Consider the following 23605-nt stretch of genomic DNA (forward strand, 5'->3'; position numbering starts at 1 on the left):
CCGCTTGCGCCGTATGCGCTGCATTGAGCGTGGGCCGATTTCGCAACCGGCCCACGTTAAGGCTCGCCGCATGGAGAGGGCTAGTGCGCATCCGGCATCGCCGGATCGTATCTACTTCTGTGCGGAAATCTGTTTGGCGCGGATCAAACGCGCGCGTAACACGTTGCGACTAATGCCGAGCAGCCTCGCAGCCTGAATCTGATTCCGGTAGCAGAAGTCGAACGCCACGCGCATCACCGTGTCTTCGATCTGCTCGAATAGATTGCCTTCCGCATTATCGAAAAGATGACGCAAGGCCCCTTCCAACCCTTCCAGCGGTGTAGACGCAACAGGTTCGATCGCCGCGCGTCGCGCCGCGTGAACTCCGAACGACGACATCTGCAGATCGCCCTCGCCTAGCGAATCGCTGCGGCACACCAGCAACGCATAGTGGATGACGTTCTCGAGTTCACGAATATTGCCGGGCCAACTATGTTCCAGCAGCTTTCGCTCCGCGCGCGGTTCGATGCCGACGGGGCCGTAGCCCAGCCGGTTCCGATATTCTTCAATGAAGTAACGGGCCAGCGGCAGGATATCGCCGGGCCGATCGCGCAGTGTCGGCACGGCCAGATGTACGACGTTTAGTCGATAAAACAGGTCCTCACGGAAATGGCCCGCCGCCACCGCGTCCTGCAAATGCACGTTCGTGGCCGCCAGCACGCGCACGTCGATGGGAATACTCCTGCGCGAACCGAGCCGCACGATCTCTCGCTCCTGCAATACGCGCAGTAGCTTGACCTGCATCGACAGCGGCAGATCGCCGATCTCGTCCAGAAACAGCGTCCCGCCATTGGCCGCTTCGAACCAGCCGGGTTTGGCGCAAAACGCGCCGGTGAACGCGCCTTTCTCGTGGCCGAACAACTCGCTCTCCACCAGCGATTCGGAGAACGCCCCGCAGTTGACCGCGACAAAAGGGCCGTCCTTGCGAGCACTCAGGTTATGCACATGGCGTGCGACCAGCTCTTTACCCGTTCCTGTCTCGCCGATCACGAGCACGTTAGCGTCGCTCGGCGCCACCATGCGAATACGTTCGAGCAACGCCAGCGATTGCGGGTCGGAGAAGATCTGGGCAGTCGCGCGAATGGAGGTGGTCAGCGTGCGCTTGTCGGGCATCGTCAGCACAGGCGGCACTTCCGTTCGCGCGACGGCTGGCCGGTCCGGTAACACGTGATTGAGCGAATAGTTCATGAGTAGAAGCTCGGCGTCGGATATCGTTGCGTCAGGGCCCATTCGCCGATTTCTCGAAGCTTATAGGCAAGCGGATCGTGAAGCGTATGTGTGCGCAGATTGCGCCAGTGGCGGTCCAGTCGCAGCGCGCCATGCGTCGCACGCGCGCCGGCCACATCGAACATACGGGTACAGATGGTGAGCCCGATTTCTGTGGCGGCCACTTTGGCCGTGGCGACCGCCAGCGCCACTTCGCCACGCTCGGCGTCGGTCAGCGCATCCGCTCTATTCCAGGCCGCATCGAAACGGTCTGCCGCGCGGTCGGTCAACAGCCGCGCCGCCTCGAGACCCGTCCAGAACTCGCCATACTGGCCGAGGATATAGGGATCCGCCGCGGTGGTTGTCACGCCGGACGTATGCCACGGGCGCGCTTCATGAAGCGTGTAATGACGGGCGTCGTTAAACGCGCTTTCGCCGATGCTGAGATAGACATTCGTCAGAATCAGCTGAGCAAGCAAAGGACGCAGACAGGCAAACGGCGTCGACAATGGCCCGGGGTCGGTCAGAACCTCATGATTCTCCACACGCACCTTTTCCAGCGTCACGGTGCCGCTGTCCGTTTGGCGCTGGCCGATGTTGTTCCAATCTTCCGCAACGGAAATGCCCGAACGTCCGGTCGGTATGGCCGCGACCAGTAAGGTTCCGGTGCCGGCGTCTCGCGCGGAAGCAATCAGCATTTCGGAGTCGAGGGCGCCGGAACAGAAACTCTTCTGCCCGCTGAACTCCCGCCAATCCGCGTGCGAATGGCTGACAGCCCGCTCATCGAGTGGGTTTAACGCATTGCCCCAGAACCATTGGCGGCGGGCAGTCTGTTCGAACCAGGCGCGCCACTGCGCCGGCGCACCGAACAGACGCACGGTCGCCAGCATCAGATGATGAAAACCGAACACATGGCCAAGCGAACTGTCCGCCCGGCCGAGCGTACGCACCACATCCAACGTCTGCCGCCAGTCGGCGCCGAGCCCGCCCTGCGCCTCGGGAATGCTCATCGCAAGAAGACCGCTGGCGCGCAACGCATCCCGCTCCGCTTTCGGCGTGCCGCCCCGCGCGTCGCGCTCGGCGGCGGTTACCGAAAATGCGGTCGCGAGCCGCTGCGCGATCTGCAGAGGCGTTTCAGTTGCCGACGCTGTGGCCGCGTCCGGTAGCACGGAAGCCAGTGCGTCCGACAGTACGTAGGTCGAATTCATATAGGCAAAAGGGCACTCACCCCGCTACGTGCGGGCGTGGACCGTTATTTTTCAGTTGGCGGGTGTTAAATGGCGTCGATCAGGATTGCTTCCTGAGAAACATATTCTGACCATCTACCGCGACTTCCGATGCATTTTGTTGTGGTAACCAAAGTCGAATTGCTGCTTACGCAGCAGCATCGTTATGGATGCTGCCTCTGCATCAGCATCACCCCCACTCGACGCCTCCCAGGCAGCAGATCTACTGGAATTCTGAAAGCCTGCACGTCCATCGCCGGAACACAGCACTGCTGCTCCAGCAGCAGCATTGAGACCATGTTGCTTCGTCAGCTTCATACGTCAGCCTGCAATCGTTCTATGCCACCGCGATATGCGCGGAGGCAAAAAACCTCAAACGGTTATGCCATTTGACTTGGCGCGCGATCAACGTTGGTCCGCAGATTCCCTCCATGCCCGTCCTGTCCGCGCAACACCGGATGGCACGGTATTCGCTAAATAAGCTGTAGTCCCGATTAATTCGATTTCGCCTGTAAGGATCGTTCGAATGACCAAGAGATTGAAAGTGGTCGCCGTCTCCGGCGGATTGCAACGGCCGTCGCGCACGCTCGTCGTAGTTGAACGTCTGCTTGCCTCGCTTGGCGACGCGCTGCCGATCGACACGCATCTCGTCGAATTGGGGCAGATCGCCTCACGCCTCGCCGGCGCGGTTCAACGCTCGCAGGTCCCGGCTGACGTGGAAACGCACATCAAGGCGATTGAATCGGCGGACCTGCTGGTCGTCGCAAGCCCGGTTTATCGCGCGTCGTATGCGGGACTTTTCAAGCATCTGTTCGATCTCGTGCATCACGAGGCGCTATTCGACGTGCCGGTTCTGCTGGCCGCAACAGGCGGTAGTGACCGTCACGCGCTCGTCATCGATCATCAACTCCGTCCGCTGTTCAGCTTCTTTCAGGCTCGCACGCTACCGGTTGGCGTGTATGCGTCGGAAGCGGATTTCAGCGGCTATGCGATTTCGAACCCGGCACTGGAAGAGCGCATTGCGCTCGCTGTGACGCGCGCGCTCCCATGGCTGCATGCCGGCCGTATCCCTGCTTCGCTCCCGCAAGCCGCCACGCTGGCTGCATAGACCCTCACCCCATTATCAGGAACATCATGAGCCAGAACCCCTCTCACGACGACGCCGTCAAGTTCGCCTACTGGGTGCCCAATGTCAGCGGCGGTTTGGTCGTCAGCACGATCGAGCAGCGCACGGACTGGAGTCTCGAATACAACCAGAAACTCGCACAAACCGCGGAGAAGGCGGGCTTCGAATACGCGCTGAGCCAGATCCGCTTTACCGCCGGTTACGGTGCGGAATATCAGCACGAATCGGTTTCGTTCAGCCAGGCCCTGTTGCACGCGACAACCAAACTCAAGGTGCTGGCTGCGATTCTGCCAGGCCCGTGGCACCCCGCTGTCGTCGCCAAGCAACTGGCCACGATCGACCATATTTCGAATGGCCGCATTGCCATCAACGTCGTGAGTGGCTGGTTCAAAGGCGAATTCACCGCGCTCGGCGAGCCGTGGCTCGAACACGACGAACGCTATCGCCGCTCGAAAGAATTCATTCAGGCGCTCAAGGGCATCTGGACGCAGGACAATTTCACCTTCAAGGGTGATTTCTACCGCTTCAACGATTACACGCTGAGTCCCAAGCCGGTACAAAAACCGCATCCGGAAATCTTTCAGGGCGGCAGTTCACGCGCCGCCCGCGATAACGCTGCCAGCGTCTCCGACTGGTACTTCACCAATGGCAATACGCCGGAGAATCTGAAAGCGCAGATCGACGATATTCAGACCAAGGCGGCGAAGAACAATCACAAGGTGCGCATTGGCGTGAATGCCTTCGTGATCGCGCGCGATACCGAAGAAGAGGCCAAGGCCGTGCTCGCCGACATCATCAAGCATGCGCACGTCGAAGCCGTGCATGCTTTCGGCGATGCCGTCAAACAGGCGGGCCAGGCTTCACCGGAAGGGGAAGGCAACTGGGCCAAGTCGAGTTTCGAAGACCTCGTGCAATACAACGACGGTTTCCGCACCAATCTCATCGGTACGCCTCAGCAGATCGCCGAGCGCATTGTCGAGTTGAAGTCGATCGGTGTGGATCTCGTGCTGACAGGTTTTCTCCATTTCATCGAAGAGGTGGAGTATTTCGGTAAACGGGTTCTGCCGCTCGTGCGCGAACTCGAGCTCAAGCAGCAGGCCAAGGCCGCTTGAACATGACTCAGGCACCGCCGTCGACGCTACCGGACTGGCTGCGCCATCAGGCGCGGCACCGACCGCACGCCATCGCATTGCGCCACAAACGGCTGGGCACATGGCACGCGCTGTCGTGGCAAGACATCGCAACGGCGGTCGAGCAACTGGCCGCGGCGCTTGCACAACGTGGCTTTGCCGCGGGCGACGCGCTGCTGCTCGTCAGTCATCCGCGCGAGGAGGCGCTGCTCCTGTCGCTGGCGGCGCAGTGGAGCGGTGGCGTCGCGATACCGCTCGACCCGCATCTCGCTGATGACGCGTTGCGCTCGGTGCTCACGCATCTCGCCCCACGCTTCGTGTTCGCCGAAGATGACAGTCAGATAGATCGTCTGCTGACGCAGGCGGGATTGCGCGTGATTGACGCCAACCCGCGCAATCTGACGCCTCATCCGCACCCCGCCGTGACGGACTATCGCGCGTTGTCGATCCACAACGAAGACAGCTTTCCATCCGCTGCCCGCCCCCATGACGACGCATTCGCTTTCGTGCGCCACGATGCCGATGGGCAACTTGTTCAACAACGTTTCTCGCACGCGACGCTGGTGCGTGAAGCACAGCAACTCGTCGCCACCGAGAATCTGAACGCAGACGACGAAGCATTTGCCGCACGCGCATTCGCCGCCGCCTCTCAGGCCCGCTATCTGATCGCACCCTGGCTACTGAACGGTTTCCGCCTCAATTTCCCGGAGTCGCTCGCGACCCGCGACAACGATCGCCGCGAACTCGCACCGACACTGGTTGCGGGCACGCGTGAAACTTATGCCCGCGTCGCACAGCTCGTCGACGACCGTTTTCCCGGCGCACGCTCGTGGCGGCGCCGCCTGATCAGCCGTGCGGAGCGCAGGCAAAGCGGTCCGCTTGTCCGTGCGCTGACCTGGTGGCTCATCACCCGGCCGTTACGCGACGTGATCGGTTTTTCGCGCACCCATGCGGCGCTCGTCATCGGGCCGGCGCTCGACGACAAAACCGCTGCGCTATTCGAGGCATTACGTGTCGACGTGCGCGCGTGGCCCGATACCGGCGACTGGCAACGTGTCGAACATAACCGTCAGGCAACTGCAACTGCAACTGCAACTGCAACTGCACCGCAACGCTATGCGGCAGACGGCGCGTCCGAACAACCGGCCTATTGATTATTAATGCATGACCCAACGTCCAATGACTTCGTCCTCAAACCCGCTACTCTCGCTCGACCATATCTCGCTGTCGTTCAAAGGCGTGAAAGCGGTCACGGATATCAGCTTCGCTGTGCATACGGGGGAAATCTGCGCGCTGATCGGTCCGAACGGCGCGGGCAAAAGCTCATTGCTCAACGTGATCAACGGCGTCTATCAACCGCAGCAAGGCAGCGTGCATTTCGACGGCCACGCCTACGGGCGCATGAATCCGTATCACGCGGCACACCGCGGTATTGCCCGCACGTTCCAGAACATCGCGCTCTTTCGCCGGATGAGCGTGCTCGACAACGTGCTCACAGGCCGCAATCTGCATCGGCGCAGCACGTGGTTCGAACAGACTTTTGGCATCGGCCGCGCGCGTAACGATGAAACGGCGCAACGCCGCCATGCGGAAGTCGTGATCGAAGCACTCGACTTGCAGCGCTATCGGCATACCACCGTCGGCACCTTGCCGTACGGCGTTCAAAAACGCATTGAACTGGCCCGCGCCCTCGCCGCCGAGCCCCGTCTCTTACTGCTCGACGAACCGATGGCCGGCATGAATGCCGACGAAAAACGTGCAATGGCCGGCTATGTGCTCGACGCCAACGCGCAATTCGGCGTGACCGTCGTACTCATCGAGCACGACATTGGCGTAGTGATGGACCTGTCGGATCACGTCGTGGTGCTCGACTACGGCAAGAAGATCGCAGACGGCGCCCCAGCCGATGTGCGCACCAACCCGGACGTGCTGGCCGCTTATCTCGGCACCCGTCACTGAGAGATTGAACGACATGGGATTCTTCCTTGAGGTACTCGTCGGCGGCTTGCTGGCGGGCGTGATGTATTCGATGGTAGCGATCGGCTTCGTGCTGATTTACAAAGCGTCGGGCGTATTCAACTTCGCGCAGGGTTCGATGGTGCTATTCGGTGCGCTCACGTATATGAGTCTGGTCGAGCGGCATGTCAATCCCGTGCTTGCATTCGGTTTGGCGCTAGCGGCACTGGTGTTGATTGCGTTGCTGATCGGCCGCCTCGTATTGCGGCCGCTGGTGAATCGGCCGCCCATTGTCCTGTTCATGGCGACGCTCGGTTTGAGCTTCATTCTTGAAGGCGCCGCGCAATTATTCTGGGGTGCCCAGGTGCACGGCCTGGATCTCGGTATCGACGACAAACCGCTGAACGTGGCCGGCGTCATGATCAGCCAGTTCGATCTCTTTGCCGCGGCGAGCGCCGGCGTGCTGGTGATCGGCCTGTCGCTTCTGACCAATCGCACGCGACTCGGCTTGTCGCTGCGTGCCGTTGCCGACGATCCACTCGCGGCGCTCGCTATCGGCATACGGCTGCCGCGCGTGTGGGCGATCGTATGGGCGCTGGCAGGCTTTGTCAGCCTCGTGGCAGGGCTCCTGTGGGGCGCGCGCCTCGGAGTGCAGTTCTCGTTGTCGCTGGTCGTGCTGAAGGCGCTGCCGGTGCTGATCATCGGCGGATTTTCGTCGATTGGCGGGGCGATTGTCGGCGGATTGCTGATCGGTGCATCGGAGAAGCTTGCCGAGGTCTATGTCGGCAGCCTGGTCGGCGGCGGCATCGAAAACTGGTTTCCCTATCTGCTCGCCATGCTGTTCCTGCTCGCGCGGCCTGTGGGTCTGTTCGGCGAACCCGCCGTCGAACGCGTGTGAGGCGAGCTATGTCAACGCCTCACGCCACCGCCGACGCGCCGCGCAAGTTCAAACCGTACCCGCTGCAATTGCCAGTGTTGAAGTTATGGCTCACGGCGATTCTTGTGTTGATCGCGTTCATCGCCGTGCCGTTAGTCGGCAACGACTACTGGCTCAATGCGATTCTGATTCCATTTCTCGTGTTGTCTCTCGCAGGACTCGGCCTGAACCTGGTCACGGGCTACGCGGGCCAACTCTCGCTCGGCTCCGCGGCGTTCATGTCGGTCGGCGCCTATGCCACCTACAACCTGATGGTGAGAGTGCCAGGCTTGCCGCTGGTTGTGGATCTCTTCCTCGGCGGATTGATCACGGCCGTGGTCGGCGCCGTGTTCGGCTTGCCGAGCCTGCGCATAAAAGGGTTCTACCTGATCGTCTCGACACTGGCCGCGCAGTTCTTTGTCGAATGGATCTTTACGCGCGTCAGCTGGTTTTCCAACGACGACACCTCGGGCGTACTTAGCGCGCCGCGGCTCGCAGCATTCGGCTGGAAAATCGACACGCCGGCCGCACGGTATCTGCTCGTACTTGGCGTCACCACCGTCCTGTTCATGCTGGCGACCCGCCTCGTACGCAGCGAACTCGGTCGACGCTGGATGGCCGTGCGCGACATGGACACCGCTGCGCGCGTGATCGGCATTCCGATCGGCCGCACCAAGCTACTCGCATTCGCGCTGAGTTCGTTCGTGATCGGCATTGCGGGCGCGTTGTGGGCGTTTGCTTATCTGGGCACGGTCGAGCCGCACGGCTTCGATCTCAATCTGTCGTTTCAGGTGTTGTTCATCATCATCATTGGCGGCATGGGGAGCATCGGCGGGAATTTTCTGGGTGCGGCGTTCATCGTGCTGCTGCCAATCCTTCTCTCGAATGCGGCCGGTGCGCTCGCCAGCGTCGGCATCGAAGCCGGTCAGTTGCAGAACCTGCAGAAGATCCTCTTCGGCACGTTGATTATCGTTTTTCTCATCAAGGAGCCGGACGGGCTCGCAAGACTGGTTCAGACCGCGCGGAATCGTCTGCGCGACTGGCCGCTGCGCGCGTGACTCCGGTTTCATTCATCGCTCTTTAACCATCGTTTATCCATTCAAGGTCCATTCAGTATGAATTTCATCGACTCCTTCAAGAGGCGTGGGACGGCTTCGCGCGTTGCTGCTGCCGCAAGCCTGATGCTTGCCCTCGCCGCCGCATTTGCGTCCAATGCACAGGCCGCTGGCGAAGAATACTTCCCGCTGCAAAGCTACCGCGTCGGGCCGTATGCGGCAGGCGGCAGCGGTTTCTTCGGCGGCTTCATCGACTATATGAACCTCATCAACAAGCGCGATGGTGGCGTCAATGGGGTCAAGCTAACGTGGAGCGAATGCGAAACCGAATACGTCGTGGAAAAGGGCGTGGAATGCTATGAGCGGCTCAAGGGTGGTCTGAACGGCGCACCGGCTGCGGCGACCAATCCCCTTTCGGTCGGGATCGCCTATGCGACACTCGACCGCTCAACCGCCGACAAGATCCCTCTGGTCACGATCAATCACGGTCGCACGGATTCCACCGACGGGGCGGTGTTTCCGTACGTGTTTCCGCTTCAACTCAATCCGTACAGCGAAGTCTCGGCGATCATCAATTACATCGGTCAGCAGTCAGGCGGCCTGAATCAGCTCAAGGGCAAGAAGATCGTGGTGCTCTACCACGGTTCGCCTTATGGCCGCGAGACGATTCCCGTGCTCGATGCGCTCGCTAAAAAGTATGGCTTCGAACTCACGCAGATCGAAGTCCCGCACCCTGGTAACGAGCAGGGATCGCAGTGGCTCACCATCCACCGGATCAATCCGGACTGGGTGATTCTGCGTGGCTGGGGCGTGATGAACCCGGTCGCGTTGAAGTCGGCGCAGAAAGTGGGCTTTCCCGCGAATCACATTATCGGCAACATCTGGAGTAATTCGGAGGAGGATGCACGTCCGGCGGGCGACGCTGCGAAGGGTTTCATTTCGATCACTACGCATCCGTCGGGCACCGAGTTCCCGGTGCTTCAGGCAATCAATCAGTACGTGATCAAACCCGGCAACGGCAACCTGAAGGACCCGGCGCGCTTCGGCACGGTGTACTACAACCTGGGCGTCGTCAACGGCATTCTCAATGTCGAAGCGTTGCGCGTGGCTCAGGCGAAGTACGGCAACAAGCCGCTTACGGGCGAACAGGTGCGCTGGGGGTTCGAGCATTTGAATCTCGACGACGCGCGTCTTAAGCAGTTGGGCGCGTACGGCCTGGTTCAACCGCTGAAGTTGTCGTGCTCCGATCACGAGGGCGGTGGCGCCGTACGCTTCCAGCAATGGGACGGCCAACAGTGGAAGGTGATCAGCGGCTGGGTCCAGGCGGATCGCGCCCTGCTGCGCCCGATCATCGAGAAGTCGGCAAACGCGTACGCCAGGGAAAAGGGTATTACGCCGCGCGATTGCAGCAAGGATCTCTGAGCATGAGCGCCGCCCCGATCCTGCAGGTCGAGGACATTGCCGTGACGTATAGCCAACTCATTCCGGCATTGCGCGGTGTTTCCCTGACGGTACCGTCCGGCGCCATCGTCGCACTGCTGGGCGGCAATGGCGCCGGCAAGACGACCACGCTGAAGGCCATTTCGAACCTGATTCGTGCCGAACGGGGCGAGCTGACGTCAGGCCGCATCGCGTATCGCGGCGACGCGACGACTCATGTGGATCCGTGGACGCTCGCCGAACGTGGGCTCGTCCAGGTGCTGGAGGGGCGGCGTTGTTTTGCTCATTTGTCCGTCGAAGAAAATCTGCGGCTCGGCGCCTTTGTACGCCGGCCTCGACGCGCTGAACTCGAGGCGGATCTCGAACGTATCTACGGGATCTTTCCGCGGCTCAAGGAGCGCCGTAAGACACTTGCGGGCTATACGTCCGGCGGAGAACAGCAAATGGTGGCGATCGGCCGCGCGTTGATGGCACGGCCCTCGCTGGTGTTGCTCGATGAACCTTCTATGGGACTGGCTCCGCAAGTCGTCGAAGAAATCTTCGAGACCGTGGCTGCGCTCAATCGCGACGATGGCGTCAGCTTTCTGCTGGCGGAGCAGAATGCGGCGATCGCGTTGCGGTATGCGCAGTCTGGGTATGTGCTCGAAGGCGGCCGCGTGGTTGCGCATGGGAAGGCAGACACATTGCTGGAACTCGATGCGTTGCGCGATGCCTATCTTGGGCGTGACAAACCAGTTACGAGTGGCGCGCGCCGGGGATCACGCCACCTTGCCCCATCAGCGGCGGGCTAACGCCGCAGACGCATCGGCGTTTCAATGCTGCTGCTCAGTCCTTATCCACGGAATGCGCGGCCAGTCCTTTTTCGAAGTGCGGGATCTCCTCGCTTCGGACCGGCTTGCCGAGAAGAAAACCCTGAGCATGCGTGCATCCGCAGACGCGCACAAAATTCAGCTGCTCCTGCGTCTCGATGCCTTCGGCCGTAGTCGGCATACCGATTTCTCGCGCCAAAGCCACAATCCCACGAACCATGGCCGCGGATTCGCGCCGATACACCGATTCCTTCACGAACGAACTGTCGATCTTGAGCTTGTCGAATGAGAAGCGCACGAGCGTCGACATGGTGGAAAAACCGGTGCCGAAGTCATCGAGCGCCAGACCGATTCCCAATGCGCGGAGCTTTTCGATGTTGTGCCGGGTGATGACATCGTCGCTCAACAACACCGTTTCCGTGACTTCGATATTCAGACGGGCCGGCGGCAATCCCGTCTTGCTGAGTATCGCAGCGACCGTCGACGCGAACGACTCCTCCCGCAATTGCACCGGCGAAACATTCACGGCGACGCTCACTGCATCACGCCAGGTGGCGGCTTCCGTGCATGATTGCAGCAAGACCCACTCGCCGAGGCCGAGAATGAGCCCCGTACGCTCGGCGGTAGGAATAAATGCGGAGGGAGAAAGCTCACCGCGAGTCGGGTGTGTCCAGCGAAGCAGTGCTTCACGACCGGAAATCGTGTCGTCGCTGAGATCGACGATCGGCTGGTACTCCATGCGCAAATCGCTGTAAGACTGCATTGCACCTTCCAGATCGCTGCGCAGGAGACTCAGACTTTCGTCGGATGCGTGCGTGGCTGCATCGAAGATAGCGAACGCGCTTTTGCCGCTGCGTTTGACCGCGTACAACGCGCGGTCCGCGCAAATCAGCAATTGCGGCCCGGTATTGGCGTGCTCCGGATAGAGTGAGATGCCCACGCTCGCACCGATATGTACCAACGCTTCGCTCAACACGAAAGGACGTGCCAGCGTTTTGACGATGCGTTCGGCCAGCACACGAACATCGGGCGTGGACGCCGTGCCGTCGGAAATGGCAACGAACTCGTCGCCGGCCAGACGCCCGACAAGATCGCCCGCAGGCAGCACGTCACGCAATCGAGCCGCCGCCTCCTGAAGGATCTGATCTCCGGCGGCATGGCCCAGGCTGTCATTGATTGCCTTGAAGCCGTCGAGGTCGATCAGTAGCACCGCGAATAAATGATCCCACCGTAATGAGCCTGCCGCCGTGCGCTCCAACAGAAGTTCGGTAATGCGAGCCCGGTTGGGCAGACCCGTGAGACTGTCCTGGTGAGCGAGCCGGTGACTGCTTTCACGTGCCAACAGTAATGCAACGGTGTCGCGATTACTGCGCAATGCCACGGTGAAGAAACCCGCGGCACAAAACGGCGCCTGAAACAGCAGCACGAGTTTGCCGGAGCCGGGAGAAAGCGCCGCCCCCCAACCCAGAAGCCCGAGAATAAGCGAAATCTGCAGAAGCACGAGCCGGGGTGTACCGGCATTGCGTCCGGCTAACCCGCCGATCACGCCCACAGCGCAAACGTTACCGAGCAGAAACAGCGTCTGGTTTCCGCTGGTATTGCACAAGAAACTGCCGAACCCGAATAAGACGGCCCAGAGAAGGCTCGCAAAGAGGAAGGCTGAGGTAGGGGTCGGCAGATTCTGGGCGCTGCGCCTGCAGCACAGCCAGATCAACGCCAGACGCGCAACCAGCAACGCGACCACGGCGCTGCTCCACCCTGCGTAAAGGGGTCTTGGGTACAGGTAGTAGGCAGTCGCGCAGACACTTATTTCGCAGATCGACGCAAACACGATCGATGCGGTTCGCGTGAACAGGTTGGCAAGCAATACCTGCCGGTTGTCGGCACTCAGGTCCTGAGCGGAGGACACCACCCACTTGAAAAATGGAGACCTTGGTTCGCTGAAAGCCATAACCTGCACATTTCCACGGATTATTGAATCGAATCGGAGGCGCCTCGCGATTATTACGTAAACACAAAACAAAATGTCCAAAGCAACGCTACCGCGCTGTTTTGGACGCTATCACGCCGGTATATACCCGAAATGTTGTGCTGCATCCTGGTCGAAGGCGCGATTATTCCTTGCGTATTGCATCACGCTTCGGCGAGAAAAAAGGATGGATCAGGCGACTTCTACCGGCACCCGCTTTGCCAGCGCGCACATCAGTTCGTACCCGATGGTCCCCGAAGCGTGAGCCACGTCATCGATCTTGACCTGCTCGCCCCACAACTCGACCTTTGAACCGATCTGCGCACGCGGACATGACGTGAGGTCGATCGTGAGCATGTCCATCGAAACGCGGCCCACCACTTGCGTCATGAATCCGTCGACAGCGATTGGCGTACCCGTCGATGCGTGCCGCGGGTATCCGTCCGCATATCCGCATGCCACCACGCCAATGCGCATCTCACGATTCGCAGCGAAGGCACGACCATAACCGACCGTTTCCTGCGCCGACAATGATTGCACACCGATCACTTCGCTCCTGAGCGTCATCGAAGCACGCAAGCCCACGTCGTCAATGTGGCGCGACTGACCGGTGGGCGAACCGCCGTATAGCACGACACCCGGGCGCACCCAGTCACGATGCGCCTGGGGATGCCACAGAACGGCCGCTGAATTCGCGAGACTTCGTTGACCCGGTATGTCGTGAGTCACTGCATCGAAACGGTCCATCTGCCATGCCACGTCGCCGTCGTCAGCATTCGCGAAATGGCTCATCAACGTGATGTCGGCAATGGCCGGAATCGATCGGGCTTCTTCCCACGCGGCACGGTAGGCGTCGGGCCGAAAACCGAGGCGATTCATCCCGGAGTTCATCTTCAGGTGCACGTTGACGCGCTGACGTGACGAAGACAGGCGCAACAGATCGAGTTGCTCACGACAATGCACGGCCATGGAAAGATCGAATTGCTGGGCGATATGCACGTCGCCTGGCCTGAAAACACCTTCCAGAAGAAGAATCGGTTTGGTCCAACCCAGCTCACGCACGCGGACTGCTTCATCGAGATCGAGCAACGCGATACCGTCGGCGTTCGCGAGCGCCGGGAAAACGCGGTCGATTCCGTGCCCATATGCGTTGGCTTTAACTACGGCCCAGGCCCGCGATCGAGACGCGCGCTGCTTGACGAGGGAGAGATTGTGGCTGACTGCGCCAGGATGAATCTGGGCAACGATCGGGCGTGGCATGGGAGGTGTTGGGGACTTGTTTAGAAGGAATGGATGCCCGTTGCTAAAAGCCGGCGCTACCGCCGGCAGGCAGGTTTTCCCACTATCGTATCTAGCCTCAACCAGTTTTTGTTACTGTATTGTTTTGATTTTTTGGGTTTATTTGTCGATTCTCCTGACCGGTTATCGGTCTACTTCAATGCCCCTTCGGCGACAGAACCGCCCCATACCGGGACGGTTCAACGCCCTTGAGATGCGTCCCCGCGTAGTAGCACCATAATTTCTCCTGCCGCGATGCACCGCGTTCTGTATCTGGAAGTGGGCAGCCGGCACGCCTTACGTCGATACCGCGCGTTTCGCTCACGCAGGCTCCATTCCATGCGCAAGCTTGGCCGAAGCCGCTTGAGGCGAGGCAAGGAACGCGATGAGTGCCTGCGCTTCGGCCACCTGTTCAGACGCCGTACAGACCGCAGCCGAAAAAACAGTGACAACCTGGATATCGGACGGCAATGTCCCGACAACATCGATGCCGGGCAAATGCATCAGCTCGCTCAATTGCTGGAAACCGAGCTCGATATCTCCACTCGCGACAAGGGAGCCCACCGGAACGCCGGGCGGGGCTTGCACGATGCGCGGCGCGATCGTCTCAGCGATGCCCCAGCGCTCGAATAAACGAACCAGGTGCGAACCGCTAGGACCCGTTGAGTAGCCGATGCTACGCGCAGCCAGAATAGCGTTGCGAACAGCTGCGTCACTAGTGATGTCGGGTTGCGTCGCCCCAGCCGCCACGGCAATCGCCACGCCCGAGCGTGCCAGATCTGCCCGAGTGCCCGCAACGACCCGGCCAGCCGCGGCGAGCCGGTCGATCGCGCCGGCCGCCAGCACGACCATATCGAACGGCTCACCGTCCAGAACGCGCCGGGCCGCCTCGACACCACCGACCGATTCGACCGCGACCCGTTGCCGCGAATGTCGCGTGTACTGTTCGACGAGATCGGCCAGCACATTGCGGGTAGCCATCGAGGAGATGCCGGTGATCGCCTGGCTCAAGGTTGGATCGAAGACCATGCTCACGTCCCTTTCAGTCGATGTAGCGCAGTCCGGCCTGCTGCAACGGCTCGCGCATGTTGTACATATCCAGACCGAGCACGCCGCTGGCCAGCTTCGCGCGTTTCTCGCCTTCGTTGGCTTCGCGTGCCGCCGCTTTGTCGAGAACCTTTTGCGCCGACGCTGCAGGCACCACGACCACACCGTCGTCATCGGCCACGACGACATCGCCGGGGTTCACCAGCGCACCTGCGCATATCACGGGTATGTTCACCGAACCAAGCGTCGCCTTGACCGTTCCTTTCGCCGAGATCGCCTTGCTCCATACCGGGAACTTCATGTCGGCCAGCACGCGTACGTCACGTACGCCACCATCGATGACAAGCCCCCGTGCTCCGCGAGCCTGGAAGCTCGTCGCCAGCAGGTCGCCGAAATAGCCGTCCGTGCAATCCGTCGTGATCGCGGCAATGACGATATCGCCAGGCTGAATCTGCTCCGCCGCGACATGCAACATCCAGTTGTCGCCGGGTTGCAACAGGACGGTGACGGCGGTGCCGCTAGCCTGCGTGCCCGCATGAATCGGCCGCATGTACGGTTTCATCAGCCCGGTACGTCCCATTGCCTCGTGCACCGTGGCAGTCCCGAGCGCACCGAGCTTCGCAGCGACGTCGCCGTCCGCCCGCTGAATGTTGCGATACACGACTCCAAGTTCATACATGATCAATACCCCTTCGCTTTCAATCTTGCGTCCAGACGCGGGTAGACCCGCCGCGCGTTACCTTCGTAAATCTTGTAGCGTTCATCTGCATCGATATGTGCCGCCTCGATATATCGCTTCGTGTCGTCGAAATAATGCTGCGTGTACGGATCGATACCGCGGACCGCGCCAATCATCTCGCTCGCGAACAGGATGTTGTCGACGGGAATCACTTCGGTTAGCAGATTGATGCCGGGCTGGTGATACACACAGGTATCGAAGAAGACGTTGTTCAGCAGATGGTCCTCCAATGGCGGCTTTTTCATCTCCTGCGCGAGACCGCGAAAACGTCCCCAGTGATAGGGCACTGCGCCGCCGCCATGCGGAATTACGAAACGCAGCGTGGGGAAATCATGGAACAGGTCCGATGCCAGGCACTGCATGAAGGCGGTCGTATCGGCGTTCAGGTAGTGCGCACCGGTAGTATGGAAACACGCGTTACAGCTCGTGCTCACGTGAATCATCGCGGGGATGTCGTACTCGACCATCTTCTCGTAGATCGGGTACCAGTAGCGGTCGGACAATGGCGGGCTGGTCCAGTGCCCGCCCGACGGGTCCGGATTGAGATTGATCGCTACGTTGCCGTATTGCTCGACACATTTCACCAGTTCGGGAATGCAGGTGGCAATGTCCACACCCGGGCTCTGAGGAAGCATCGCAGCCGGAATGAAATGGTCTGGAAAGAGTTCACTCACGCGGTAGCAGAGTTCATTACAGATCGCCGCCCACGTGCTCGACACTTCAAAGTCGCCGATGTGATGCGCCATGAAGCTCGCGCGCGGACTAAAAATGGTCAGATCGAGCCTGCGTTCGCGCATCAGCCGCAACTGGTTGCTTTCGATCGACTCCCGCAACTCGTCGTCGCCGATATGCAATTCGGACGCCTTCGGCATGTCCGACGGATTGTTGATACCTGCGATTTGTCGGTTGCGCCACATCTCCAACGCTTTTGGCGCTGTCGTGTAGTGGCCGTGGATATCGATGACCATCGTTGTTCCAAGTAGCTGATTTGATGTTACCGCGATGTCACGCTTGACGAGTGGCATCGCCCCTTTACTTCGTCAATGTGCCGCCGATCACGAGACCCAGCGGCGCCGCGGTCATCACCAGACCGAATGCGGGGCGCGAAATCCCCCAGTCATGGATGATCGAAGGTGCCACAAAGCCCATGATGGCCACGTCCATGCCATCGGCAGTCACGATGAGAAAACACAGCGCTACCAGTAGCCACTGGTAAGGCGAGATGGGTCGCTCGTCGATAAAGGCCTTGATATCAATTGTCTTTCCGGTCGTCATTTGTTTCTCCTGTCTCCTTGCCGCCCGCTTTGACGTAACGCGCCGATCGCGATCTGGTCTGCAGCCGCGTCTTTCACAAGCGGGGGTGAATACCTGCTCGCGCAATCGTCAGGTTGATTTTTTGGTCTTCTTCACAAATTCTTACGTCATGGTTAGTTTTACTAATTTCGTGAAAACTTAACCACTTCCCTATCTGAAGCAAAGCTGGAAACGCACTTAGACCTGACGAAACAGACCTGACCGGGTTGCGACACGAAACAGTGACATCGGGTCAATATAGTCACCTCACCCAGCTTTCCAAATAGGTCTACGCATACTGGACAGGGCAGAAAGAACGTGCCGAGCAGCTGTTTCGATGTAAGGGTTTTTGCTTACCCCGCACTCTTACTCCTGGTACGACATCAACACTCGCCCTCACAAGCTCTTGAAAAATATGAGATTTTCCGTAGTTTCGGGAAAGGACTCAGCCGTCTGCCTGTGAGCCTCCGCGACGAATGCACGTCCTCACCATGAGGCGAGTTACTCAGACTCGATAAACAAAACAGATGGAATGCTGTAGCACTTGGCAAAGTGGTCAGTGACGAGAGGCAGGGCGTTGGTATCGTGCCGCTCCAATCCGTCTCTCAACTCTTTCCTTTTTTCGCACTGTCCCAGTCGAGTTTACCGGCACTCTTTCCCGCCACCGAGTACAGAGCACCAGGCGCATTGCGGGTGCGTTGGAAGGCCTCGAGCGTTTCTCCGCGCATTGCGGCGTAGATGTGAAGATTCGACACGCCCGTCACTGCGCCTAGCTTCTCGAGCATGAAGAAAATGACGCCGCAGTGCAGCAGGCCGCGCCAATCTCGACGGCGGATCAGGTCCCGCTCTTCCTCAGTCAAGCCCGCTGCTTCGAAACTCGCCTCTGGATCGCTCATGAAGGCTTCACGATGAACGGGCTCCACCATCCGGTGAAGGTAATCGTTGATCCGATAGGCCCTCACGGCGACTTCGATCGTGAACGGATACGTGCCCTCAAGCTTCTCAACATCGGCGAGCTGCGTCGCCATTCTCTGCCGGTGGCGCTCTGCGATGGAAGGCTTCGCCTCACTCTCTTCGCCTTCGTAGATCGCGGTCGCGATGCCAGCCATCGACGGCAAGTAGTAACTACGATGCTTGCATACGACGTTGGACGACAACGCGCCTCGCATCGTGAGCCACATGATCACTTCCGCGCCCTCGAACCCGCCCAGCTCCGCATATTCGGCAATCGTCATCTCGGCCAGTTGCTCGGGATCGTGCTCGAAAAGATCGAGAAAACGCTGGTCCCATTCCGTGTTGTTGAAACCCGCGCGCTCTCCATGCACCTGGTGCGAAAGCCCACCCGTTGCGACGATCGCGACTTTGAGATCCTCCGGGTAACTCTCGATCGCGCGTCTCAGCGCTTGCCCGAGCTTATAAAATCGCCGCGCACTCGGAACCGGCAGTTGCAGCACACCCATCTGCAGCGGTACGAGTTTCACCGGCCATTCGGGCGTGTGGGGGCAAAGCATGGATAGCGGGGAAAAGCAGCCGTGATCGAGCGCCTTGTTCTGAAAGAAGGACATGTCGAACTCATCGGTCATGAGGGAGGTGCCGATGTGCGCGGCCAAAGCGGGATGCCCTTTGATAGGCGGCAGGTCCCGCGCGCCGCCTCCCTCGTCAGCAACATGCCACTCGGGCCCCACGCCCAGCGCGAACGCCGAATAGTTCGCATCAGGTATATTTGGGATCCCAAGTGGGCTCGAGCCATCCAGGACACCTGCCCACATTTGTCCATAGCCAATAAATAGAACAGATGGCTCATAAACTAAATCGCAATCCGGTTTGCATACGTAGTGGCAGCGATAGTGCGTCGCTATACTGATATCGACAAATGAGTAAGCCCCGCCATTCATGAGCAACAACGAACTTCTCAACCTGTCGCAACTGCGCGCGTTCCGGCTTGTCGCCAATACGGGCAGCGCGACGCGCGCAGCCGCCATGCTCTTTCGCGCCCAGTCTGCTGTCACACGTTCAGTGCAGGAGTTGGAAGCGGCACTCGGCGAGCCGCTTTTCGACCGCAGCCCCTCGGGCATGCTTCCGACCCCCGTTGGCCGCGCTGTCCTGAAGCGTTGCGAGCGAATCTTTGCCGAGCTGGAAGAACTCGCGCAGTGGTGCTCGGCAAAGCAGGCACGTCGCCGGCCTGCAGCGGAGGGCGCGTTGCCCGCCTATCTGCTCAATACACGGCGGCTTCAGTTGTTTACCGCGCTCGCCCGTCATCGGCACATGCCGAGCGCAGCCAAGACCTTCGGTATCAGCCAGCCGGCGGTGAGCACGGCGATTCGCGTGCTGGAAAGTGGTGCCGGTCTGACTCTGTTTCACCGCAGCCCACGCGGCATCCTCCTCACAACCGAAGGCGAAACGTTTCTGCTGCGCGTGCGCCGTGCGTTGAACGAGTTAAGGCATGTACCTGACGATATCGCGGCAACGCACGGCAAGATCCAGGGCACGGTGACGGTCGGCGCGCTGCCGCTCGGACGCACGCTGATCCTGCCCAGAGCGATTGCGCGGATGACCAAAGAGAATCCTGGCGTGCGTACCGTCACGAATGAAAGCGCCTACGAGGCACTGGTCGCCGACCTGCGGGCGGGCGATATCGACTTTATCCTCGGCGCCCTGCGAGACAATGACGCCTCCAGTGGCTTGAAAAACGAGCGGCTGATGTCGTCAGATATGGCGCTACTGGTGCGCCGCGATCATCCGCTCGCGCACATGGACAATCTCACGATTGTGGATTTGCGCGGAGCGCAATGGGTGCTGCCGCGGAGCAATGCGCCGGCTCGTGCCCTCTTCGAAGCGCAGTTCAAGCGGATAAAAGTGAAGCCGCCCATGCCGACCGTCGAGACAGCGGACCTTGCCGTGATCCGCGGGTTGCTATCCGATACGGACATGATCGCTGCACTGTCGGCCCATCAGTTACATCTGGAGATTGAATCTGGACAGTTGGCTGTCCTCGACGTCAAGTTGCACAATACCCGGCGCGACATCGGGTTGACCATGCGCTCGACTGGCAATCCGTCGCCCGCTGCACGAGCGTTGATCGATGCAATCCGCCTGTCCGTTGTCGACGTTACGCGCACAATCAGTGGGTGAAGTTCGCCCACTCGCGGCGAGCGGTACCCGCTCCCCCTCAATTCCTGATCGATTGCACGAACCATTCACGCGGTAGCAGCACGCCAGGTTTCTCGCGAACGCCCTGACGTAATAGATAAACCAGGGTTCGTGTCGATGAATTCCATCTATTACCAGCCGCTACTTGTTGAAGGCACATGCATTGCGTTATATATAGTCCGATACAACGATACAGAAATAGATACATCAAGGTCCATGACTCGCTCAATCAACGTCTTTCAGGCGCTCACACTCGTATCAGCGGGGATGGGCGTGACATTCTCAGTCCATGCTCAGGACGACGGAATCCAGCTGACACCTGTAGTCATCACCGGGATATCTCCCGCCGCATACCCGTCGTATCAGATCGACCGAACGAAAGTAGGACCGCTAGGCGAGAAGGAGCTTCTTGATACGCCGTACTCGATCAGCGTCGTTCCCTCATCGCTCGCGGAGAATCAGCAACTCCAGAGCGTGCGGGAAGCATTTCGCTTCATCCCCACGGTTCAAGGGGAAAATATTCGCCCTCAGACTCGAGGGCTGCAAGCCGGGGTGGTCCAGAACACCCGGATTGATGGCCTGAGTATCGCCGCGACAACAGACTATCCGATCGAGCAATTCGAGCAGATCGAAGTTCTAAATGGCCTGGCCGGTGCGCTGTACGGACCCGCCAGTCCTGCCGGCACCTTCAACTATGTGCTTAAACGGCCTACCGCCGAACCGTTACGCGAGTTCACGTTCGGCTACGCGTCACGCGAGTCCTTGACTGAACATCTGGACCTTGGAGGACACTTCGGCAACGACGACCGCTTCGGGTATCGGCTGAATTTGCTCAACCAGAACGGTGAGGGGTATGTGGAGGGCAGTCGCCTGCGCAGACAACTGGCAAGCCTCGCGTTCGACGTTCGTTTCTCCCCGGACACGACGCTTGAGACCAATTTCAGCACGTACCACTACCTGTCGACCGGATTCCCGGGCACGTTCGCTTTAGCGCGTAACGTGCCCTTTCCCAGTGCGCCCGACCCTGCACGTCCGGGCTACGGCCAATCGTGGGCGGGTGATGACAACGTCACCAACATGTTCAGTGCGACCTTGAAGCACGACTTCAACAAAGACTGGCATCTAAGCGCCGGCGTGTTGAGAGAGACGAACGACCGTGCGTCGACAGTCCCGACCAACACCATCACCAGCAAGACAGGCGCCTATACGACGACCACCGCGACGACCACGTACAGTCTGGACACGATTGTCAGCAACACCGTCGCGCTGAATGGCCACACCGAGCTTGCGGGCCTGTCACACGACATCTTCGTGTCGAACACCGGTTTCTTCTGGCATCGATACACGCCGTATCAGACGGGAGCGATTACGCTCGGCAGCGCAAGCATCGACGACCCCCTGTCTTTTGCGAAACCTCCTCTGCCCGATTTCTCCAATCGGTATTTGTCCTCCAATACGGTCCAGCAGTCGATTAGCGTCGGGGACACGATCGGATTCAACAAATACTGGTCAACGCTACTGGCCGCAAGCCAGAGCTGGATACACACAGAGAACTACAGCAAGCAGGGAGCGACAACCAGCAAATACAACGCGAGCGGCATCAGCCCGACAGCCAGTCTGATGTTTAAGCCGCTAGATAATATGACGGCGTATCTGACGTACGCTGACAGTCTTCAACAGGGGGACAATGCCCCGGCCGGATCAGCAAATGCGGGAGATAGCCTCGCTCCGTACCGAAGCAAAGAATGGGAACTGGGCTACAAAGTCGATGTGAGCCGAGTTACGCTCGGCGCCGCTCTTTACCGCATCGAGCGACCGTACGCGTATGTCGGCGCGAACAACGTTTTTGCTGAACAAGGTCAACAAGTTAATCGTGGACTCGAACTGACTGCGACAGGCGCGGTTACACGAGATCTCAACATCTTCACGGGGATCTCGCTACTCGATCCCCGCCTGTCCGACACTGGCTCGGCGTCGACCAGTGATAAACAGATCCTCGGGCTGTCGCGCGTCGTATTCAATGCGCTACTTGACTACTCCGTGCCGGCCATCGCCGGTCTCGGGTTCAACGTCAACATGAATTACGCAAGCCGCCGGCCAGGCAATTATACGAACACAGACTATGTGAACGGTTATTCCGTCTTTGATCTCGGTGCACGCTACAGAACAAAAATTGCCGGCAAATCAGTGACGCTGCGCATTGCTGTCGACAATATCACCAACCGCCAGTACTGGGCCAACATCACGCCCAGTGGACAAAACGGCTACAGCGGCTCCGACAATGGTACTGGCACGCTGGGTGCCCCTCGTACCGTCCGCGCTTCGTTACAAATCAATCTCTGAACAAGGACCCACGTATGGTACTTCGCACCCTTTTTAGCGTCGTTCTCGGTAGCACCGTGGGCATCGCGTCGGCACAGCAAGCGCCTGCCACGGCAGTTGTCACGATCTATGCTGCCGGAAGCATGGGCGGCGCACTCGCCACGATCACGCAGCAATACACCGCGGAGTCGGGCCAGAAGATTGATCTCGTTACAGGACCGGCAGGTCTTCTACTGAACAAGATCGAGAATTCCGCCAAGGCAGATATTTTTGTTTCCGCCAATATGGCGCATCCGCAGCGCCTCACGACAGAAGGAAAAGCTGCGCCCACCGTTGTCTTCGCGAGGAACCGGCTTTGTGTTCAGGCCCGTCCGGACGTCGGCCTTACAACGGACAATCTGCTCGACAAACTGCTGGATCCGAATATAAAGATCGGCACTTCAACACCGAAGGCAGACCCGGGCGGTGACTATGCATGGGAGTTGTTCGCGAAGGCCGACTCAGTGCGCCCCGGAGCGGGGCAGACTCTGGAGACGAAAGCGCAGCAACTGGTTGGTGGTTCAGCAGCGCCCAAGGTTCCAGTGGGGCAGAATCCCGTGAAATACTTTATGGCGACGCGGCGTGTCGACGTCTTCATCGGCTATTGCAGCTCTCACGAAACAAAGCCCGATCCGACTCTTGTGCAGGTCGAACTCCCGGCCAACCTCAGCATCTTCGCGGACTATGGGATGACGGTTGTGGAACGGCAGCAGACCGCTATCACGCGAAACGCCGCTTACCGGCTTGCTTTGTACCTGATGAGCCCGGAGGCACAGGACGTCCTCACACGTTACGGGTTCACGCCGGTCGCGCGTCAATAGAATTTCTGAAAGCTGACGCGCCAAGGCGTTCGCTTTTCGCCAGA

At 59.6% G+C, this 23605-nt stretch carries 19 protein-coding genes and 1 pseudogene; 11 read left to right on the top strand and 9 right to left on the bottom strand.

What is annotated here, in order from left to right:
• Positions 1-111 precede the first annotated feature (111 nt).
• A complete protein-coding gene (locus PQQ52_RS07970) occupies positions 112-1227 on the bottom strand; it encodes a sigma-54 interaction domain-containing protein (RefSeq protein ID WP_408208867.1) in 1116 nt (371 codons plus the stop codon).
• A complete protein-coding gene (locus PQQ52_RS07975) occupies positions 1224-2453 on the bottom strand; it encodes an acyl-CoA dehydrogenase family protein (RefSeq protein ID WP_408208870.1) in 1230 nt (409 codons plus the stop codon). Before PQQ52_RS07975 ends, PQQ52_RS07970 begins: the two co-directional genes overlap by 4 nt.
• A 544-nt stretch (positions 2454-2997) precedes the next feature.
• Between PQQ52_RS07975 and msuE the strand changes: the two genes are divergently transcribed.
• From msuE to PQQ52_RS08015, 8 genes are read left to right on the top strand one after another with little or no spacing between them, the layout of a single operon-like run.
• Positions 2998-3579, top strand: coding sequence for an FMN reductase (gene msuE, locus PQQ52_RS07980; RefSeq protein ID WP_408208872.1), 582 nt, complete (start codon positions 2998-3000; stop codon positions 3577-3579).
• Positions 3580-3605: 26 nt separating this feature from the next.
• Positions 3606-4709 (top strand): dimethylsulfone monooxygenase SfnG, encoded by a 1104-nt coding sequence (gene sfnG, locus PQQ52_RS07985; RefSeq protein ID WP_408208875.1) that lies wholly within the window; start codon positions 3606-3608, stop codon positions 4707-4709.
• A 2-nt stretch (positions 4710-4711) separates the two neighbouring features.
• Positions 4712-5881: an AMP-binding protein gene (locus tag PQQ52_RS07990; protein WP_408208878.1), complete on the top strand. Its 1170-nt coding sequence runs from the start codon at positions 4712-4714 to the stop codon at positions 5879-5881.
• A 25-nt stretch (positions 5882-5906) separates the two neighbouring features.
• A complete protein-coding gene (locus tag PQQ52_RS07995; protein WP_408208881.1) occupies positions 5907-6686 on the top strand; it encodes an ABC transporter ATP-binding protein in 780 nt (259 codons plus the stop codon).
• Between the two features lie 13 nt (positions 6687-6699).
• Complete coding sequence (locus tag PQQ52_RS08000; protein ID WP_408208884.1) at positions 6700-7581, top strand: branched-chain amino acid ABC transporter permease; 882 nt, start codon at positions 6700-6702, stop codon at positions 7579-7581.
• Positions 7582-7589: 8 nt separating this feature from the next.
• A complete protein-coding gene (locus PQQ52_RS08005) occupies positions 7590-8657 on the top strand; it encodes a branched-chain amino acid ABC transporter permease (protein ID WP_408208887.1) in 1068 nt (355 codons plus the stop codon).
• 57 nt (positions 8658-8714) lie between these two features.
• Positions 8715-10076, top strand: coding sequence for an ABC transporter substrate-binding protein (locus PQQ52_RS08010; protein WP_408208890.1), 1362 nt, complete (start codon positions 8715-8717; stop codon positions 10074-10076).
• A 2-nt stretch (positions 10077-10078) separates the two neighbouring features.
• Complete coding sequence (locus PQQ52_RS08015; RefSeq protein ID WP_408208892.1) at positions 10079-10885, top strand: ABC transporter ATP-binding protein; 807 nt, start codon at positions 10079-10081, stop codon at positions 10883-10885.
• A 34-nt stretch (positions 10886-10919) separates the two neighbouring features.
• On the opposite strand, the gene PQQ52_RS08020 is transcribed toward PQQ52_RS08015, so the two are convergent.
• The 7 genes and pseudogenes from PQQ52_RS08020 to PQQ52_RS08050 all read right to left on the bottom strand — a co-directional run bounded on the left by PQQ52_RS08020 (position 10920) and on the right by PQQ52_RS08050 (position 19133).
• A complete protein-coding gene (locus tag PQQ52_RS08020; RefSeq protein ID WP_408208895.1) occupies positions 10920-12854 on the bottom strand; it encodes a putative bifunctional diguanylate cyclase/phosphodiesterase in 1935 nt (644 codons plus the stop codon).
• Positions 12855-13064: 210 nt separating this feature from the next.
• A complete protein-coding gene (alr, locus tag PQQ52_RS08025; RefSeq protein ID WP_408208898.1) occupies positions 13065-14132 on the bottom strand; it encodes an alanine racemase in 1068 nt (355 codons plus the stop codon).
• A gap of 339 nt (positions 14133-14471) precedes the next feature.
• The gene (locus PQQ52_RS08030) at positions 14472-15179 is read right to left on the bottom strand and encodes a substrate-binding domain-containing protein (protein WP_408208900.1); all 708 of its coding nucleotides are present in this window, start codon (positions 15177-15179) and stop codon (positions 14472-14474) included.
• A 13-nt stretch (positions 15180-15192) separates the two neighbouring features.
• Positions 15193-15876: a 4-carboxy-4-hydroxy-2-oxoadipate aldolase/oxaloacetate decarboxylase gene (gene ligK / locus PQQ52_RS08035; RefSeq protein WP_408208903.1), complete on the bottom strand. Its 684-nt coding sequence runs from the start codon at positions 15874-15876 to the stop codon at positions 15193-15195.
• A gap of 2 nt (positions 15877-15878) precedes the next feature.
• Positions 15879-16904 (bottom strand): amidohydrolase family protein, encoded by a 1026-nt coding sequence (locus PQQ52_RS08040; protein ID WP_408208906.1) that lies wholly within the window; start codon positions 16902-16904, stop codon positions 15879-15881.
• Between the two features lie 82 nt (positions 16905-16986).
• Positions 16987-17211 (bottom strand): annotated as a pseudogene (locus PQQ52_RS08045) (aromatic acid/H+ symport family MFS transporter); the annotation flags it as partial.
• 623 nt (positions 17212-17834) lie between these two features.
• Positions 17835-19133: a gallate dioxygenase gene (locus PQQ52_RS08050; protein ID WP_408208909.1), complete on the bottom strand. Its 1299-nt coding sequence runs from the start codon at positions 19131-19133 to the stop codon at positions 17835-17837.
• Between PQQ52_RS08050 and PQQ52_RS08055 the strand changes: the two genes are divergently transcribed.
• The 3 genes from PQQ52_RS08055 (at position 19123) to modA (ending at position 23561) form a co-directional block, all read left to right on the top strand.
• Positions 19123-20361: a LysR family transcriptional regulator gene (locus PQQ52_RS08055; protein ID WP_408208912.1), complete on the top strand. Its 1239-nt coding sequence runs from the start codon at positions 19123-19125 to the stop codon at positions 20359-20361. The genes PQQ52_RS08050 and PQQ52_RS08055 overlap by 11 nt on opposite strands.
• Before the next feature lie 234 nt (positions 20362-20595).
• Positions 20596-22722 (top strand): TonB-dependent receptor, encoded by a 2127-nt coding sequence (locus PQQ52_RS08060; RefSeq protein WP_408208914.1) that lies wholly within the window; start codon positions 20596-20598, stop codon positions 22720-22722.
• Between the two features lie 14 nt (positions 22723-22736).
• Complete coding sequence (gene modA, locus PQQ52_RS08065; RefSeq protein WP_408208917.1) at positions 22737-23561, top strand: molybdate ABC transporter substrate-binding protein; 825 nt, start codon at positions 22737-22739, stop codon at positions 23559-23561.
• Positions 23562-23605: the final 44 nt, after the last annotated feature.

Origin of the sequence: Paraburkholderia sediminicola (assembly GCF_046030555.1) — a bacterium.
In the GTDB taxonomy this organism is placed as follows: domain Bacteria; phylum Pseudomonadota; class Gammaproteobacteria; order Burkholderiales; family Burkholderiaceae; genus Paraburkholderia; species Paraburkholderia sediminicola_E.